Below are 15,940 nucleotides of genomic sequence, written 5' to 3' on the forward strand. Positions count from 1 at the left end.
CCCTGACGGAACCATCCATGGACGACACCGAACTGCGCGCCATCGTCATCGCCACGCTGAAGGCCATCGCCCCCGAAGTCGAGGAGGCCGAGCTGCGCCCCGACCGCCCGCTGCGCCAGCAGGTCGACCTCGACTCGATGGACTGGCTGAACTTCCTGATCGGCCTGGCGGAAAAGTTGAAGGTGGAGATTCCGGAGGCGGACTACCGGAAGCTGGTGACGGTGAATGACCTGGTCGCCTATCTTCGAGGCAAGCTCGGCGGCTGAAGCCGGACCAGACGGCGAGGGGCGCCAGATGCCGCTCCGGGTCTATCCCAAGGTGCGCAGCGCGCGCGGATGGGAGAAACTGCCGCCTCCCAACGCAACAAGGAAAGAACCACCGTGACCGTCAATCCCGCTCCCCTCGTCACTCTCGCCAATGGCGTCAAGATGCCCCAGCTCGGGCTGGGAACCTGGCCGATGAACGATGCCGAAGCGGCCGTCACCGTCGCCGACGCGCTGCGCATCGGTTACCGCCTGATCGATACCGCCGAGAACTACGAGAACGAACGCGGCGTCGGCGAGGGTATCCGCAAGTCGGGCGTGAGCCGCGACGAGGTCTTCGTCACCACCAAGTTCAACCGCAAGTGGCACAGCGTGGAAGGCGCGCGCGCCGCCTGCCTGGCGAGCCTGGAGCGCCTCGGGCTGGACTACATCGACCTGCTGTTGATCCACTGGCCCAACCCCGACCAGGATCGCTACGTCGATGCCTATGCCGGCCTCGAGCGCCTGCTGGCCGAGGGCCTGGTGCGCGCCATTGGCACCTCCAACTTCAAGCCGGCGCACCTGCAGCGCCTGTTCGACCAGGGCATGGTGCCGCACTTGAACCAGATCCAGCTCGACCCCTACCACCGACGTGACGACCTGGTGGCGATCCACCGGGCACGCGGCATCGTGACCGAGAGCTGGCGTCCGCTGGGCGCGGGCAACGACATGCTGGCCGACCCGGTGATCGGCGGCATCGCCGAGCGCCATGGCCGCACGCCGGCACAGGTGGTGCTGCGCTGGCAGGTGCAGCAGGGCTTCGTCACCGCGCCGAAGTCGTCCAACCCGACGCGTCTGGCGCAGAACCTCGACGTGTTCGGCTTTGCGCTGAGCGACGCCGACATGGCCGCGCTCGACGGGCTCGACCGGCCCGATCCGACGATGTTCGACGCCGACAGCTTCGGCCACTGAGCGGGCTCGGCGTCATGCGGCGCCCGGAGGCGGGCGCCGTGCAGCAAGCCTTGCAAAGGCGACGATCCGCATGACCTCGATCTTCGACATTCTTGCCGAACAGCGCATCGCCGACGCCCTCCGTCGCGGCGAGTTCGACGGCCTGCCGGGGGCGGGCCGGCCATTGGTGTTCGATGACGAGCTGTTCGTGTCGCCCGAGCAGCGCATGGTCAACCATATCCTCAAGAACGCCGGCATCACGCCGACCGAGGTGACGCTGCGCCGCGAGATCGCTGCCTTGCGCAAGGAAATCGAATCTCTGCCGCAGGGCGAGCAGCGCAGTGCGCTGCGGCACAAGCTGGCGTGGTTGTTGATGCAACTGGGCGAAAAGCATTGATGCGCCGCGGAGAGAGCCCGACGGCGCAAGGCGGCGGGCCCGAACGTCTTCGCTGCGAGCTTCTGCGTCAATGTTGTTGTAATTCCCGGGCGTATGACTAAAGTTTGAGTTGATGGCTTCGTGATGAACGGGGAGGGGAATCTTGGGTCATCCGTCTCGGCTGAGGGCGCGCGGCTTGCTCGCGCCCGTGTTGCTGTCTCTTCTCGTCGTCTCCAGTCCCGCATCACCTGCCGACGCGCCCGCTCCGGCGAGGGTGTTCGACGCTGCGCTCGCACGCCAGCGCGACGCGGAGACGCTGAAGGTTCTGTCGGCCGAGGGCCGGCTGTTGTACCAGCGCGCACGCGTCAAGCTCGACGGCTACCGCTATTGCAGCATGGCGGTGGCGCAGGCCGAGCGCGGCGAGCTGCGCGACAGCATCCGCTCGGCGTCGATGGCCCTGCATGTGGGCAATGCGCAGGGCAATGAGGATCTCGTAGCGGTTTCCCAGCGCGATCTGGCCATCGCCTACAGCTATGCCGGCGATCTCGAGCATGCCGAACAGTATGCGCGCGAGGCACTCGGGCACCAGGCGAAGGATCCCCGGATTGTCGAAGGCCCTGCCTACAAGACGCTGGGCGACGTGGCGGTGCGCCGCGGCCGCATCGCCGAGGGCGTGCAGTGGTACGAGAAGGCCGCGGCGGCTGCCAGCGATCGCTTCCGGCCGCTGGTGCAGATCTCGCTTGCGAACGCCCTCGTCGCCGGTGGCGATGCCGCGCGCGCACGCGCGCTCTACGATTCGATCCAACCCCCGGAGGCCGACCTGCAGCCGCTGTACCGGCGCGGCCAGGGCAACCTGCTGCTGATCGAGGGCAAGCCGCAGCAGGCGCGTGAGGCGTTCGAGGAGGCCGCGCGGGACGCGTCGGGCGCCGATGCGGCCTACCACCGGCTGTGGGCGGTCGAGGGCATCGCCCGCAGCGAACTGGCGCTCGGCAACCGGGCGGCGGCGCGCGATCGCTTCAAGGAGGCGGCGCAACTGTCCGAGGCGATCCGCGCGCGCTTTCGCAGCGAGGAGTTCAAGACCGGGCTCTTCGGCGATATGCAGAAGATCTTCGAGCAGGCGATCCTGCTGTCGATGGAAGCGGGTGATGTCGAAGGCGCCTGGCAGTTGTCGGAGCGCAGTCGCGCCCGGGCACTGCTCGATATCGTGCGCGGGCGGGTGACGCCTGCGGGAGACGCGGAACTCAGCACCGGGGTGGTGGCGTTGAAGGAAGTCCTCGGCGCCTTGAGGCCAGGCGAAGTCCTGGTGCAGTTCCATAGCCTGGACGACCGGTTGATCGCGTGGACGGCGCGTGCGTCCGGCCTGCAGGCGGTGCAATTGCCCTTGTCGCGTGCGGCGATCGACCAGGACGTCGAGGCGATGCGGCAGTCCATCTTCGATCGCCGTCGCGACACCGTCGAGCTTGCGTCGGCGCTATACGGCAAGCTCTTCGCGCCACTCGGGGTGAAGGCAGGCGAGCGCGTGGTGATCGTGCCCCATGGCGGGCTGCATTACCTGCCCTTCCAGGCCCTGCGCAGCCCCGAGGCTTACCTGATCGAGCGCAATGCGATTGCGGTTGTCCCGTCGGCGAGCCTCGCGGTGCAGCTCGTGCGACGCACCGACACGAAAAGCGATCGGTTGATCGCCTTTGGCAATCCGGCGAACAGTGCGCGCGAGCAACTGCCCGGCGCCGAGCGTGAAGTCGAGCGCATCGGCACGCTGTATGCCGACAAGCGGGTGTATGTCGAACGTTCGGCATCGAAAGCGCGCTTCCGCGACGAGGCGGGCAACGGCCGTGTGCTGCACGTGGCGGCGCACGCCGAGGTGGATAGCGTCGATCCACTGCATTCGCGCATCCTGCTCGCCGCCGAAGGCGACGACCCCGGCTTCCTCGAGGCGCGCGAAGTGTATGGCGTGAACCTTGCCGGCGTGTCGCTCGTGACCTTGTCGGCGTGTGAGAGCGGGCTGGGGCGCATTGCCCGCGGCGACGAAATCCTGGGTTTCACACGCTCCTTCCTGACCGCGGGTGCCTCCGGCCTGGTGGCCTCCTTGTGGCCGGTGGCGGATGATTCGACCGAGCTGTTGATGACGACCTTCTACAGCCGCCTGGCCGGCGGCGCCGAGGCGATCGATGCCATGCGCGACGCACAGATGGCGGTGCTCGGCCAGCGGCGTTTCGCCCATCCCTTCTTCTGGGCGCCGTTCAACCTGATCGGCGACTGGCGCTTGCGCGCCGGTGCTTGACCCCCACCCGACGAGACCTGATACGGAGTTCCCGATTCCGATGACTGCCCCGCGCCCTGCCGCAGGCCCTTTCCTGCCCTTGCTCTCCGCGCTCTCGATGGCCATGTTTGCTGCCCTGCCTGTCGCCGCCCTGGGGCAGGCAGTGCCCGATGCTGGCGGCGCCCTGCGCGAAGCGACGCCGCCCCCGCGGGTCATTCCGCCGACCCCGGAGATCAAGGGCATGCCGGCCCCGCAGCCTGCAGCCACGACGGCGCCGGTCGGCGGCCCCAGCTTCGTGCTCAAGGGCGTGCGTTTTTCGGGCAGCACCCGATTCACCAACGACGCACTGCAGGCGCTGGTCGCGGACCGCATCGGCCAGGCGGTGACACTCGCCGATCTGGAAGCGCTTGCCGAGCGCGTGACCGAGCGCTATCGGCAGGACGGCTACCTGCTGGCCCAGGCGGTGGTGCCGGTGCAGGAGTTTGGCGATGGCATCGTCGACATGTCGGTGGTCGAAGGCACGCTGGGCAAGGTAACGCTGCAGGTGGATCCGGCCGCGCGTGTCGAACCGCAGGTGGTGGAGCGCATCCTGGCCCGCCTCGAGCCCGGCCAGCCGCTGCACGGCCCCACGCTGGAGCGGGTGATGCTGCTGTTGTCCGACCTGCCCGGCCTCGCGCCGCAGGCGGCGCTGGAGCAGGGCGACGCCGCGGGGACGACCGACCTCATCGTCACGGTGGGGCCGCGCCGCAACTGGAGCCTGATCCTGGATGCGGACAACTACGGCTCCCGCGCCAGTTCGGAATACCGGGTGGGCGCGACCGGCCGCCTGAACGGGCCGCTGCGGCTGGGCGACAACCTCGATGCGCGGGCCCAGTTCGGCGCCGGCGGGCGGCTGTCCTATGGACGCCTCAGCTATGAGCTGCCGCTCGGCGGCAACGGCACGCGGCTGGGCGCCTCCTATTCGCAGGTCGACTACAAGCTCGGGAAGGATTTCACCGAGCTCGACGCCAGCGGTCGTGCCGACGTGCTTGAGCTCAGCCTCAGCCACCCCATCATCCGCTCGCGCTCGCGGAACCTGTTCGCGCGCCTGGGCTGGCAGCGCAAGGACCTCGATGACCGCATCGGCCTCATCTCGCGGCGCGACGAAAAGTCGCTACGTACGGTCTTCGCCGGGCTTGCGTATGAGCAGCGCGACAACCTGCTCGGCGGCGGCTACACCAGCGCCGGGTTGACCGCGTTCTTCGGCGATCTCGACCTCGGCGGCATTGCTCGTGCCGAGGATCGTACCGGGCGGCGCACCGAGGGAAGCTTCCAGCACTGGAATTACGAATTGTCCCGGCTCAATCAGTTGGTCGGGCCGCTGAACCTGTTTTTCGGCATGACGGGCCAGTTCGCCGACCGCAACTTGACGAGTGCGGAGAAAGTGTCGCTGGGCGGACCGCGCGCCGTCCGCGCCTATGCGCCGGCAGAGGCGACGGTCGATGAAGGCCATGTCGCCAACCTCGAGCTGCGCTACAGCGTGACGCCCGATCTGTCGCTGCAGGGTTTCTACGACTGGGGCTGGGGCAGGTTCAATCGTAAGCCGGCGCCGGGCGAGGGAGACAACCATGTCACCCTGCGCGGTTATGGCGTGGGCGCGTTCTGGGGCACGGCCGACGGATTCGTGTTGCGCACCAGCCTCGCATGGCGCGTGACCGATCGCGGGGTCACCGATCCCGATCGGGTGCCGCGCCTGTACATGCAGGTCTCCAAGTCTTTCTGACGCCCCGTCGCGGGCAAAGCAGGGGGCATCATGAAACCTGGGTTCCAACCCTCCTCGCGTCCGGCGCGCAACGCAGTCGCGCTCGCGGTGGCGCTCGCGTTCCTGCCCGCAGTCGCCTGGGCCATGCCGACCGGTGAACAGGTGGTGGCAGGACAGGTCGCAGTGGATCGGCCCGCGGCGGACCGCATGCTGATCCGGCAGGGTACGAACGCCGCGATCGTGAACTGGAACGGTTTCTCGATCGGCGTTGGCGAGGCAGTACGGATCCAGCAGCCGGCCGCGTCGAGCGTGATGCTCAATCGTGTGATCGGCAACGATCGCAGCGACATCTTCGGCAGCCTGAGCGCCAACGGTCGTGTGTTCCTCGTCAATCCCAACGGCGTGCTGTTCGCGCCGTCGGCGACGGTGGACGTCGGCTCGCTGGTGGCGAGCACGCTCGCCATCGAAAACGCTGATTTCCTCGCTGGCAGCTATCTCTTCAGTGGCGCCGGGGGCAGCGTCGTCAATGCCGGCCGCATCAACGCCGCCGACAAGGGCACGGTGGCCCTGCTGGGCGGCGACGTGCGCAACGACGGCACCATCGTCGCGCGGCTGGGCAGCGTGATCCTCGGCGCTGGTGGGCGCATGACGCTCGATCTTTCCGGCGACGGGCTGTCGCAACTGACGATCAGCCAGGGCGCGCTCGACGCGCTGGTGGCGAATGGCGGTGCGCTCATCGCCGATGGCGGACAGGTGTTGCTCAGCGCCCAGGCGCTGGGCGAGCTCGTCGGCACGGTGGTCAATCAGGGCGGCGTGGTGCGCGCACGCAGCCTCGCCGAGCGCAATGGCCGCATCGTGCTCGACGGCGGTGAGGCGGGCGACACGATGGTCACCGGCACGGTGGACGCCAGCGGGCCCACTGCAGGCACGTCCGGCGGTGAAATCCAGGTCCTCGGCCAGCATGTCGGCGTCGCCTCGGCGGCGTCGCTTGACGCGAGCGGCCGTGCGGGGGGCGGTCGCGTGCTCGTCGGCGGCGACTACCAGGGCGCCAATCCAGCCGTGCGCAATGCGGCCGCCACGTGGTTCGGACCGCAGGCCAGTATCCGCGCGGATGCGATCGACAGCGGCAATGGCGGCACGGTGGTTGTTTGGAGCGACGGCCCGACGCGTGCCTATGGCAGCATCAGCGCGCGCGGGGGCAGCGGCGGCGGCAATGGCGGGCTGGTCGAGACCTCGGGCCATTGGCTGGATGTTGCGGGGCTCAGGGTCGATGCCAGTGCGCCGGCGGGATTGGCCGGCACCTGGTTGCTCGATCCGTATGACCTCACGATCAGCACCAGTCCTACTACGAGCACGGACAACAACACTGATTCCGCGCCCGTCTGGAACGCGTCCGACATCGGAGCCAACGTCGCAGTCGGGCAGATCGCGAACCGGTTGAATGCAGGAACCAGCGTCGAGATCACGACCGGTACGGCGGGCGGTCAGAGCGGTAACATCACGTGGTTGAGTGGAGCGAACCTGAACGTGACCAGTGCGACGCGCGTGTCGCTCTCGGTTGTCGCAAACAACGATTTGCTGGTCGAATCCGGGGTTCAGATCGTATCCAGTGCGGCGCCACTGGATGTCGATTTCTCTGCCGGTGGCGGAGTGAGGTTGGCGGGTACGCCAAGCAGCCCGATCCGCATCGCCAGTGCGGGGGGCAACGTATCGCTGACCGGTGCAGCGGGGTTCGGGGCGGGCGTGTGGCTGCAAGACGCGACCATCGATAGTGGCGCCGGATCCATCTCGCTTGTCGGGGTCCATGCCGGGAGTGGCGGAAGCGGGGACGGCGTGCGCCTCGAGTCCTCGTCGCTGGTGACAGCCAGCGGCGATGTCAGTCTCGTCGGCAGCGGAAGTACCTCGTTTGCCAGCGATCCTCCTGTGGGCGGTGTCGGTGTGCGACTGACGGCCGGCTCGTCGATCGTGACCGGGAGTGGTGCCATCGACATTATCGGCAGCGGTGGAAATGGTGGCGAGAGCGACGGCTTTGGCGTGGGTGGAGCCGGCGGCGCAGGGGTTTCGCTCGAAGATTCGTCCCTTCGGAGTACGTCGGGTGACATCGCGATCGTTGCCACGGGCGGCAGCGGCGGCCCGGGCAGCTCTTCGAGTGGTCCTGGCGCCGACGCGGGTGCAGGCGGGGCAGGACTGACGATCAGTAGTCCGTCAGAGTCCGGAGCCGAAATTCGGACTACATCCGGTCAGGTCGACTTCATCGTCACCGGCGGCGACGGCGGAGTGGGTGGCGAAGCTGGAGGGGCTGCCGGTGGTGCCGGCGGCACCGGCGGTGCTGGTTTCTGGAATGACGGTGGGACCTTGATCGCCGACGGCACGGGCTCCTTCCTGATCGTCGCCAGTGGTGGCGTGGGGGGAAGCGGGGGCGATGCCACCATCGGAGCGACTGGAGCGAGCGGCGGTAGAGGGGGCGATGGTGGTCATGGTGTGTACAACACCGGCCTGATCCAGACCGCCACGGGAGGCGTCTCCGTCATCGGATCGGGAGGGGATGGTGGCCAAGGGGGCTCAACGTCAAACACGTTCGGCAGCGGATTCGGCGGCACGGGCGGCAATGGGGTGGCTCAGCCGTTCGGGTCGATCGTCACCGCGTCGGGTGACATTGAATTGCGGGGAGCCGGTGGCTTCGGGGGGGGACGTAGCCTGTCCGGCGGTTTGGCCTCCATCGGGTCGGAGGGCTTCAACGGTACCGGCATCAATCTGGGGTCGGGCTTCGGAGATTCGCCGACCCTGGGCAGCGAGTCGGGCGACATCACTGTGTTCGGCCTAGGCCGCAGCCTTTCCGACATTCGTCCCGCCGATGGAGTGGTCCTGTTCGCGGCGACGGTGGAGACCTCGGACGGTGGCAATATCGATCTGCGTGGACGCAGCGAAGCGACGGCATTCGGTTTCATCAACGCGGGTATCCTGATCACCGACTCCGCCGTGCGGACCCGCGGCGCACCGGGTCGGATCATGATCAGCGGCGAGACGCTCACTGATTACGCCGGGGTGCAGATCACCGTCGACGAATCCGCGACCACGATCGGTGGACCCGAGACGTCGGGCAGCATCGCGATCCGTGCTCGGAACGACGGCGGCGGCGATGCGATCGAGTTCGGTAGCGATGTCGCGATCCGGACCTCAGGAGTCGTCAACCTGCGCCCGGGTGGAGTCGATGCGAGTGGTGCATTGACTGCGGCGGACGCGATGCCGATCTACGTCGCGAATCCCGCCTTCGCTGGCGAGTTTGCGCTCGGGCCCTTCGGTTTCGTGCTGAGCGATTCCGAGTTGGCGACCGTTCAGGCCGATGCCGGCATCGTCATCGGTAGCGATACGCATGTGGGTGCGATCACCTACGACCTGCCATTCACATGGACGACGAATCTGACGTTGCAGAACGAAGGAGCGGGAGCGGGCGGTATTTTCCTGGACAGCGGCATCAGCCTGCCCGGACGCAGGCTCGCGCTTGCGACGATGGGGCCACTGGTTTCGGCAGGTTCCATCGTGGCCGACGAACTACTGGTGCGAGGGGCGGCGGCGACCAACGCGTCGTTGAATGACGCGGGCAACTCGGTGAATCGACTTGCGGTCGACCCCCCCGCCAGTTTCGCCTTCACCAACGCCGGCCCGATCGTCATCGGTCCTGTTTCTGCGTTCGGGTTCTCTTCGTCGACGAACCTGGTCCAGACGCTGACGGCGTCCAATTCCACCAGTCTGGGCGATTTCTTCGTCCGCACCCTGTCCGGCTCGATCACGCTCGGCCAGAACATCACCACGCTCGATCCGGGCTCGAACATCACGCTCGTGTCGGCGACGAACTTCATCAGCGAAGGTGGTGCCCTGACGCCGGGTGCGGGCGGCACGTGGCGGATTTGGGCGGACACTTGGATCGGCGAGTTGCGCAACGGGCTCGATCCGGCGGCATTCCAGCCCAGCTTTTATGGTTGTGCGTTCGGCGCCGCAAGCTGCGCGAGCAGCGTGGTGATTCCGTCGAGCGGCAACCGATTCATCTATGCCCAGCAGCCGACCCTGAGGGTGGTGGCCGACAATCAGATTCGCCCCCTCGGCGCACCCAATCCGGATTTCAGCTACACCATCAGCGGTTTGCTTCCCGGTGACAGCCGTGCGGGCGCGCTGTCGGGGGCGCTGGGCACGACCGCCGCGCGCAATTCGCCCCCGGGCAGCTATTCGATCGACAATTCCGCGGGCGGCCTGAGTTCGCCGGTGGGTTACGCGCTGCTCGTCACGCCCGGCACCTTGCGCGTGGGAGATGCCGACACCGGCGGCGAGGAAGCCAATGTCCTGCGGCCGACCACCGAAACCACCTATCTCTACGACCGCAATCTGGGCCTGCCGGCGATGTGCGTCGCCACTGGTCCGTTGATGGGCGAGGCGGCCACGCAGGGATCGGACATCCTGTCGATCGAATGGTCTCGGGTCAGGCTGAAGCCCAATCTGTCGAACTGCGTCGATGTCGAGGAGCGCAACGGCTGCAGCGATTTTTGAAGCGATCGGGCGGCGTCGGGGGAAGGCATGAAACAGGGCGGAAGTCCCTATTGACGTTTGCCAGGAGCCGGCGCAGCCTACCCCGCTTGCATGGGGCGGGGCTTGCGGCCTGCACCGAATGATACGACGGACGCAATTCACGGGAGACGCGTCGTGATCGATGTCGAGTCACTGCTTCAGGAGACTGCCGAGCAGCCGCCCTGCGGCCCGGATCTCGAGTACGACGCCGCGTTCAGGGATCTCGAGCAGGCCGCCCAGGGCAAGCCCGAACAGCAGTTCGGCGACACTGTGGTTGCAGCCGAGGAACCTGCCTGGGCGCAGGTGCGGGAGAGTGCGCTGACGCTGCTGCAGCGCTCGAAGGACCTGCGCATCGCTGCGCTCCTCGTCCGTGCGCTGGTGCAGACCGAGGGCTTTGCCGGTTTGCTCCCGGGCCTGCGGCTCATCCTGCGGCTCCTCGAGCGCTACTGGGACACAGTGTATCCGCTGCTCGATGCCGAAGACGACAACGACCCGACGATGCGCATCAACGCGCTGGCGCCACTGGTCGATGGTGAGGCGCTGATTCGCGACCTGCGCGCTACGCGCTTCATGCAGTCCCGCCAGGACGGCCAGGTCACCGTCCGCGACATCGAGGTGGCGCTCGGCCGAATGCCCGCGCGCAAGGGTGCGGAGGCGGTTTCCCAGCGCCAGATCGATGCCATTCTGGCGAGCGTGGCGCGCGAGGACGCCGCCGCCCTCGCGCGCGTGGGCGAAACCCTGGCCGAGACGAGGGCACTCGCCAATTTGCTCAACGACAAGGTGGGGCCTGAGCGGGCGCCCGATTTCAAGCCGTTGATGGTGATCTTGTCTATGCTGAATCAGGTCGTCCGCGGCGCCGTGGGAGACGGCGCTGCGGCAGGCGACGCCACAGGTTCCGTGCCCGAAGCGGAGTCGGTTTCGGCGCCGGCTGGCGGGGCAGGGGAGAGGCCCATGAATGTCGAGATCCGCACGCGCGAGGAAGCCTTGTTGATGATCGACAAGATCATTTCCTATTTCGAGCGCAACGAACCGACGAATCCGGCTCCCCTGCTGATCAAGCGCGCGAGACGGCTGGTCAGCATGAATTTCGTGGACATCATCAAGGACATGGCGCCCGAGAGCCTCAAGCAGATCGAGTCGATCGCCGGGCCAGGGCGCGACGGTTAGCGAAGCGCGGGCAGTTCCTTCAGGCGTCGTTGCTTCAATGTGTCATCGAGTGGACGAGGAGAAAGGACGTGGTCACCAGCAGCCAGAAATTCATCGCGCGCAATCGCGCCCCGCGAGTGCAGATCGAGTATGACGTCGAGTTGTACGGCGCCGAGAAGAAGATCCAGTTGCCTTTCGTCATGGGGGTGCTGTCGGATCTGTCGGGCAAGCCTGCCGACCCATTGCCGCCGGTGGCCGAGCGCAAGTTCCTGGAAGTGGACGTCGACAACTTCGACAGCCGCATGAAGGCGATGAAACCGCGCGTCGCCTTCCAGGTGCCGAACACGCTGACGGGCGAGGGCAACCTCAGCGTCGAGATCACCTTCGAGAGCATGGACGATTTCTCTCCGGCGGCGGTGGCGAGCAAGGTGGATGCCCTGAACAAGCTGCTCGAGGCGCGACAGCAGCTTTCGAACCTGATCACCTTCATGGATGGCAAGAGCGGCGCGGAGGAACTGATCGCCAAGGTCATCCAGGATCCGGCCCTGCTGCAGTCGCTCGCGGCCGCCAGAAAGCCCGAGGAAGGCAAGGCGGAAGAGACCAAACCCCAGGAAGGCGGCGCAGCGTAATCGCCGAGCCCTACAACGTTTCAGGAGAAGGCAATGGCGGAAGTACAGCAAAGCACGCAGCTTTCCGGCGTCACGCTGGAGGGGGACGAACTCGGCGCACTGCTGCAGAAGGAATTCAAGCCCAAGACGCCCGAGGCCAGCAGCGCCGTCGAAAAGGCAGTCTTGACGCTGGCGCAACAGGCGCTGATCAATACCAAGGTCATCAGCCCGGACGTCGTCAAGTCGATCGAGGCCATCATCGCCGAGCTTGATCGCAAGCTCACCGAGCAGGTCAACGTCATCCTGCATCACCCGGATTTCCAGAAGCTCGAAGGCGCCTGGCGCGGCCTGCATTACCTGATCAACAACACCGAAACCGACGAGATGTTGAAGATCCGGGTGATGAACATCACCAAGCTGGATCTGGGCAAGACGCTGAAGAAGTTCAAGGGCACGGCGTGGGACCAGAGCCCGCTGTTCAAGAAGGTGTACGAGGAAGAGTACGGCCAGTTCGGCGGCGAGCCCTTCGGCTGCCTGGTGGGGGATTACTACTTCGACCAGAGCCCGCCCGATGTGGAACTGCTGGGCGAGATGTCGAAGGTGGCCGCCGCGGCGCATTCCCCCTTCATCGCCGGCGCCAGCCCGACGCTGATGCAGATGGATTCATGGCAGGAGCTGGCCAATCCGCGCGACCTGACGAAGATCTTCCTGACACCGGAATACGCTGCCTGGCGTTCGCTGCGCGAGTCCGACGACGCGCGCTACGTGGGCCTGGCGATGCCACGCTTCCTGTCGCGCCTGCCTTACGGCGCGAAGACCAGCCCGGTCGAGGAGTTCGACTTCGAGGAGGACACGGGCTCGGCAGACCACACGCGTTACACCTGGGCCAATGCCGCGTACGCGATGGCGGTGAACATCAACCGTTCGTTCAAGCTCTATGGCTGGTGCTCGCGCATCCGCGGCATCGAGTCGGGCGGGGCGGTCGAAGGGCTGCCGGTGCACACCTTCCCCACCGACGATGGCGGGGTGGACATGAAGTGTCCGACGGAGATCGCGATCTCCGACCGGCGCGAGGCCGAGCTGGCCAAGAACGGCTTCATGCCCATCGTGCATCGCAAGAACTCCGATTTCGCCGCCTTCATCGGTGCGCAGTCGCTGCAGAAGCCGGCGGAGTACGACGACCCGGACGCGACCGCCAATGCCAACCTGTCGGCGCGTCTGCCCTATCTGTTCGCCTGCTGCCGCTTTGCGCACTACCTGAAGTGCATCGTGCGCGACAAGATCGGCTCGTTCAAGGAGAAGGACGACATGCAGCGCTGGTTGCAGAAGTGGATCATGAACTACGTCGATGGGGACCCGGCGCATTCGTCCGAGCAGACGAAGGCGCGCAAGCCGCTGGCTGCGGCGGAGGTGCAGATCGAGGAAGTGGAAGGCAATCCGGGCTATTACACGTCCAAGTTCTTCCTGCGCCCCCATTACCAGCTCGAGGGACTGACCGTCTCGCTGCGGCTGGTTTCGAAACTGCCCTCCGCCAAGGGGGCGTGAGGTGCCAATGAGTGCCGTCGCGAGGCGGTACGGTTCGCCGCGAGGCTAGCAGCATCCCGAACGAAGGAGACGCATCATGGCTGTAGACATGTTCATCAAGATCGGCGACATCGAAGGCGAATCGACCGACGGCAAGCACGAGAAGGAAATCGACGTCCTGTCCTGGAGCTGGGGCATGAGCCAGTCGGGCACGACCCACATGGGCGGCGGCGGCGGTTCGGGCAAGGTCAGCGTGCAGGACATCTCGATCACCAAGTACGTGGACGCGGCGACGCACGCGCTGATCAAGGCCTGCTGCGACGGCACCCACTATCCCGAGGCGAAGCTCACCGTACGCAAGGCCGGCAAGGAGGCACTGGAATACATCAAGCTGACGATGAAGGAAGTCATCATCACGTCGGTGTCGACCGGCGGCAGCGGCGGCGAAGACCGTCTGACCGAAAGCATCTCGTTGAACTTCGCCGAGTTCAAGCTCGAATACACGCCGCAGAATCCGGACGGCACCGGTGGCTCGGCGAAGGAAGCGGCCTGGAACATCGCCAAGAACGAGGCCAGTTGACGCGCGCTCAGGTCGCGTTTGTCATATTGCGAGCCGGTCTGCCGGGGCGACACATGATCGCCCCGGCGGGCGCAGTGTCCAATCGTCCATCCCGCCAGCGAGGGAGCATCCAAGGTGTCCAAGTCAGACATGTTCCTGAAGGTCGAAGGCGCGCGCTCGGGCACGATCAAGGGCGAATCCCAGGACGATGCGCGCAAGGACGAGATCGACGTGCTGGGATGGTCGTGGGGCATGCAGGCGCGCACCGAGATGGGCGGCGCGGGCACCACCACCAAGGCTTCGCTGCGCGAGATGCTGGTCAGCAAGCGCGTGGATAGCGCGTCGACCCCGCTGATGTCGGCGATGCGAAACAACGATCTGATCACGAAGGCGGTCCTGACCGTTCGCAAGGCGGGCAAGGCGCCCCTGGACTACTTCACCGTGACGATGGAGAACGGCCGCATCACCTCGATCGACGTCGAATCCGTGGGCGAGGAGCAGCCGGTGCTGATCGAGCGGCTGAGCCTGTCGTTCCAGAAGATCAGCATCGAGTACGTGCCGCAAGGCGAGGACGGCATGGGCAAGGGTGCCATGCTGTTCGAGACCGAAACCCTCTGACCCCCTTCGAGCGGGAGGAAACATGAGCCTGGATGCCGAGCAGGTCCTGCGTAGCGGCGATCCCGCGGGTGCGCTCGCGGCCTTGCAGGGAATGGTGCGCGACAAGCCGGACGACACCCGCCTGCGCGTCTTCCTCTTTCAGTTGCTGTGCGTGCTGGGCCAGTGGGAGCGCGCGCAGACGCAGCTCGAATTGTGTGCGCAGATGGATCCGGCGGCGCTCGCGATGCGCGAGATGTATCGCGACGCCATCCTGTGCGAGCGGGTGCGCAGCGACGTGTTCCAGGGGATCCGCTCGCCGATGCTGTTCGGCGAGCCGGAAGGCTGGATCGCGCTGCTGATCGAATCGCTGATCCGCGCCGGGCGTGGCGAGGCCAGTGCGGCGGAGAAATTGCGCAGCGACGCGTTCGAACAGGCGCCGACGACCTCGGGCACGCTCGACGACCAGCCCTTCGACTGGATCGCCGATGCCGACATGCGGATCGGACCGGTGCTGGAGGCGATCGTCAATGGCCGCTACTACTGGATCCCCTTCTCGCGCCTGTCCCGCATCGACATCGAGGAGCCGTCCGACCTACGCGATTGGGTGTGGCTGCCGGCGCATCTGCGCTTCAGCAATGGCGGCGAGACCATCGCCCTGATCCCTTCGCGCTATCCCGGTTCGGAATCCGCCGACGATGGCCTGGTGGCGCTGGCACGCCGAACCGACTGGATCGAGGCCGCCCCCGGCGTGTTCCAGGGCAGCGGCCAACGGGTGATCGCCACCAATGCGGGCGAATACCCCTTGCTCGACATCCGCCACATCGTGCTGCATACCGACGGCGGCGACGCCACCGCGTGAGCCGCACACCATGGCCGAGCTGACGCCGATTGATCGCCTGCAACCCGCGCTGCTCGACCGGCTGACCGACGACGACCCGGCCACGCGCAGCGAGCCGCGCGAAGCCCGCGTCGTGTCGCGCCAGCGCCTGAAGCAGGCGGTACTGCGCGACCTCGCCTGGCTGCTCAATGCAACCCGCATGGCCGATGTGGCCGACTGGAGCGCGGTTCCGGCGGCGCAGCGCTCGGTCATCAACTTCGGCATGCCGGCGCTGGCTGGCGAGACCGCCTCGACGCTGGACATCACCGAGCTCGAGCGTTCGATGCGCCAGACCATCCTCGATTTCGAGCCCCGCATCGACCCGGCGACCCTCAGGGTGGAGGCGGAGACCTCGCTCAGCGCGCTGGATCATCACAACCAGATCCAGGTGCGCATTCGCGGCAATCTTTGGGCGCAGCCGGTCCCCATCGAGCTGCTACTGCGCACGGAGGTGGACCTGGAAACCGGCCAGGTCGACATCGAGGACCTCGGGCGCTGA

The 15,940-nt window shown here is 66.6% G+C and carries 13 protein-coding genes; all 13 read left to right on the forward strand.

The window, feature by feature from the left end; translation table 11 throughout:
* The first annotated feature begins 17 nt into the window (after nucleotides 1–17).
* The 13 genes from GH664_RS02990 (at nucleotide 18) to tssE (ending at nucleotide 15,940) form a co-directional block, all read left to right on the forward strand.
* Nucleotides 18–266 (forward strand): acyl carrier protein, encoded by a 249-nt coding sequence (locus GH664_RS02990; protein WP_153166658.1) that lies wholly within the window; start codon nucleotides 18–20, stop codon nucleotides 264–266.
* 114 nt (nucleotides 267–380) lie between these two features.
* Nucleotides 381–1,214 carry an aldo/keto reductase gene (locus GH664_RS02995; RefSeq protein WP_228111354.1) on the forward strand — a complete coding sequence of 278 codons (834 nt, stop codon included), beginning with the start codon at nucleotides 381–383 and terminating at the stop codon, nucleotides 1,212–1,214.
* 70 nt (nucleotides 1,215–1,284) lie between these two features.
* Nucleotides 1,285–1,590, forward strand: coding sequence for a DUF1992 domain-containing protein (locus GH664_RS03000; RefSeq protein ID WP_153166660.1), 306 nt, complete (start codon nucleotides 1,285–1,287; stop codon nucleotides 1,588–1,590).
* 142 nt (nucleotides 1,591–1,732) lie between these two features.
* Nucleotides 1,733–3,850, forward strand: coding sequence for a CHAT domain-containing protein (locus tag GH664_RS03005; RefSeq protein WP_153166661.1), 2,118 nt, complete (start codon nucleotides 1,733–1,735; stop codon nucleotides 3,848–3,850).
* 40 nt (nucleotides 3,851–3,890) lie between these two features.
* Nucleotides 3,891–5,591: a ShlB/FhaC/HecB family hemolysin secretion/activation protein gene (locus GH664_RS03010; protein ID WP_153166662.1), complete on the forward strand. Its 1,701-nt coding sequence runs from the start codon at nucleotides 3,891–3,893 to the stop codon at nucleotides 5,589–5,591.
* Nucleotides 5,592–5,621: 30 nt separating this feature from the next.
* Nucleotides 5,622–10,112, forward strand: a complete 4,491-nt coding sequence (locus GH664_RS03015; protein ID WP_153166663.1) for a filamentous hemagglutinin N-terminal domain-containing protein — start codon at nucleotides 5,622–5,624, stop codon at nucleotides 10,110–10,112.
* A gap of 153 nt (nucleotides 10,113–10,265) precedes the next feature.
* Nucleotides 10,266–11,297, forward strand: coding sequence for a type VI secretion system protein TssA (gene tssA, locus GH664_RS03020; protein WP_194270309.1), 1,032 nt, complete (start codon nucleotides 10,266–10,268; stop codon nucleotides 11,295–11,297).
* A gap of 68 nt (nucleotides 11,298–11,365) precedes the next feature.
* The gene (gene tssB / locus GH664_RS03025; RefSeq protein ID WP_153166665.1) at nucleotides 11,366–11,905 is read left to right on the forward strand and encodes a type VI secretion system contractile sheath small subunit; all 540 of its coding nucleotides are present in this window, start codon (nucleotides 11,366–11,368) and stop codon (nucleotides 11,903–11,905) included.
* A gap of 33 nt (nucleotides 11,906–11,938) precedes the next feature.
* Nucleotides 11,939–13,429: a type VI secretion system contractile sheath large subunit gene (gene tssC, locus GH664_RS03030; protein ID WP_153166666.1), complete on the forward strand. Its 1,491-nt coding sequence runs from the start codon at nucleotides 11,939–11,941 to the stop codon at nucleotides 13,427–13,429.
* 76 nt (nucleotides 13,430–13,505) lie between these two features.
* A complete protein-coding gene (locus GH664_RS03035; RefSeq protein WP_153166667.1) occupies nucleotides 13,506–13,988 on the forward strand; it encodes a type VI secretion system tube protein Hcp in 483 nt (160 codons plus the stop codon).
* A 114-nt stretch (nucleotides 13,989–14,102) separates the two neighbouring features.
* The gene (locus tag GH664_RS03040) at nucleotides 14,103–14,585 is read left to right on the forward strand and encodes a type VI secretion system tube protein Hcp (RefSeq protein WP_153166668.1); all 483 of its coding nucleotides are present in this window, start codon (nucleotides 14,103–14,105) and stop codon (nucleotides 14,583–14,585) included.
* A gap of 22 nt (nucleotides 14,586–14,607) precedes the next feature.
* A complete protein-coding gene (locus GH664_RS03045) occupies nucleotides 14,608–15,423 on the forward strand; it encodes a type VI secretion system accessory protein TagJ (protein ID WP_153166669.1) in 816 nt (271 codons plus the stop codon).
* Between the two features lie 10 nt (nucleotides 15,424–15,433).
* Entirely contained in the window at nucleotides 15,434–15,940 is a 507-nt protein-coding gene (tssE, locus tag GH664_RS03050; protein ID WP_153166670.1) for a type VI secretion system baseplate subunit TssE, read from the forward strand.

It is taken from the genome of Thauera sp. 2A1 (assembly GCF_009469595.2).
Taxonomy (GTDB): domain Bacteria; phylum Pseudomonadota; class Gammaproteobacteria; order Burkholderiales; family Rhodocyclaceae; genus Thauera.

Bases quoted from the DNA above. Each gene is read 5' to 3' on its own strand.
- GH664_RS02990 (WP_153166658.1), top strand. From the start codon at position 18: ATGGACGACACCGAACTGCGCGCCATCGTCATCGCCACGCTGAAGGCC.
- GH664_RS03010 (WP_153166662.1), top strand. From the start codon at position 3,891: ATGACTGCCCCGCGCCCTGCCGCAGGCCCTTTCCTGCCCTTGCTCTCC.
- tssC (WP_153166666.1), top strand. From the start codon at position 11,939: ATGGCGGAAGTACAGCAAAGCACGCAGCTTTCCGGCGTCACGCTGGAG.
- tssE (WP_153166670.1), top strand. From the start codon at position 15,434: ATGGCCGAGCTGACGCCGATTGATCGCCTGCAACCCGCGCTGCTCGAC.
- GH664_RS03015 (WP_153166663.1), top strand. From the start codon at position 5,622: ATGAAACCTGGGTTCCAACCCTCCTCGCGTCCGGCGCGCAACGCAGTC.
- GH664_RS03035 (WP_153166667.1), top strand. From the start codon at position 13,506: ATGGCTGTAGACATGTTCATCAAGATCGGCGACATCGAAGGCGAATCG.
- GH664_RS03000 (WP_153166660.1), top strand. From the start codon at position 1,285: ATGACCTCGATCTTCGACATTCTTGCCGAACAGCGCATCGCCGACGCC.
- GH664_RS03045 (WP_153166669.1), top strand. From the start codon at position 14,608: ATGAGCCTGGATGCCGAGCAGGTCCTGCGTAGCGGCGATCCCGCGGGT.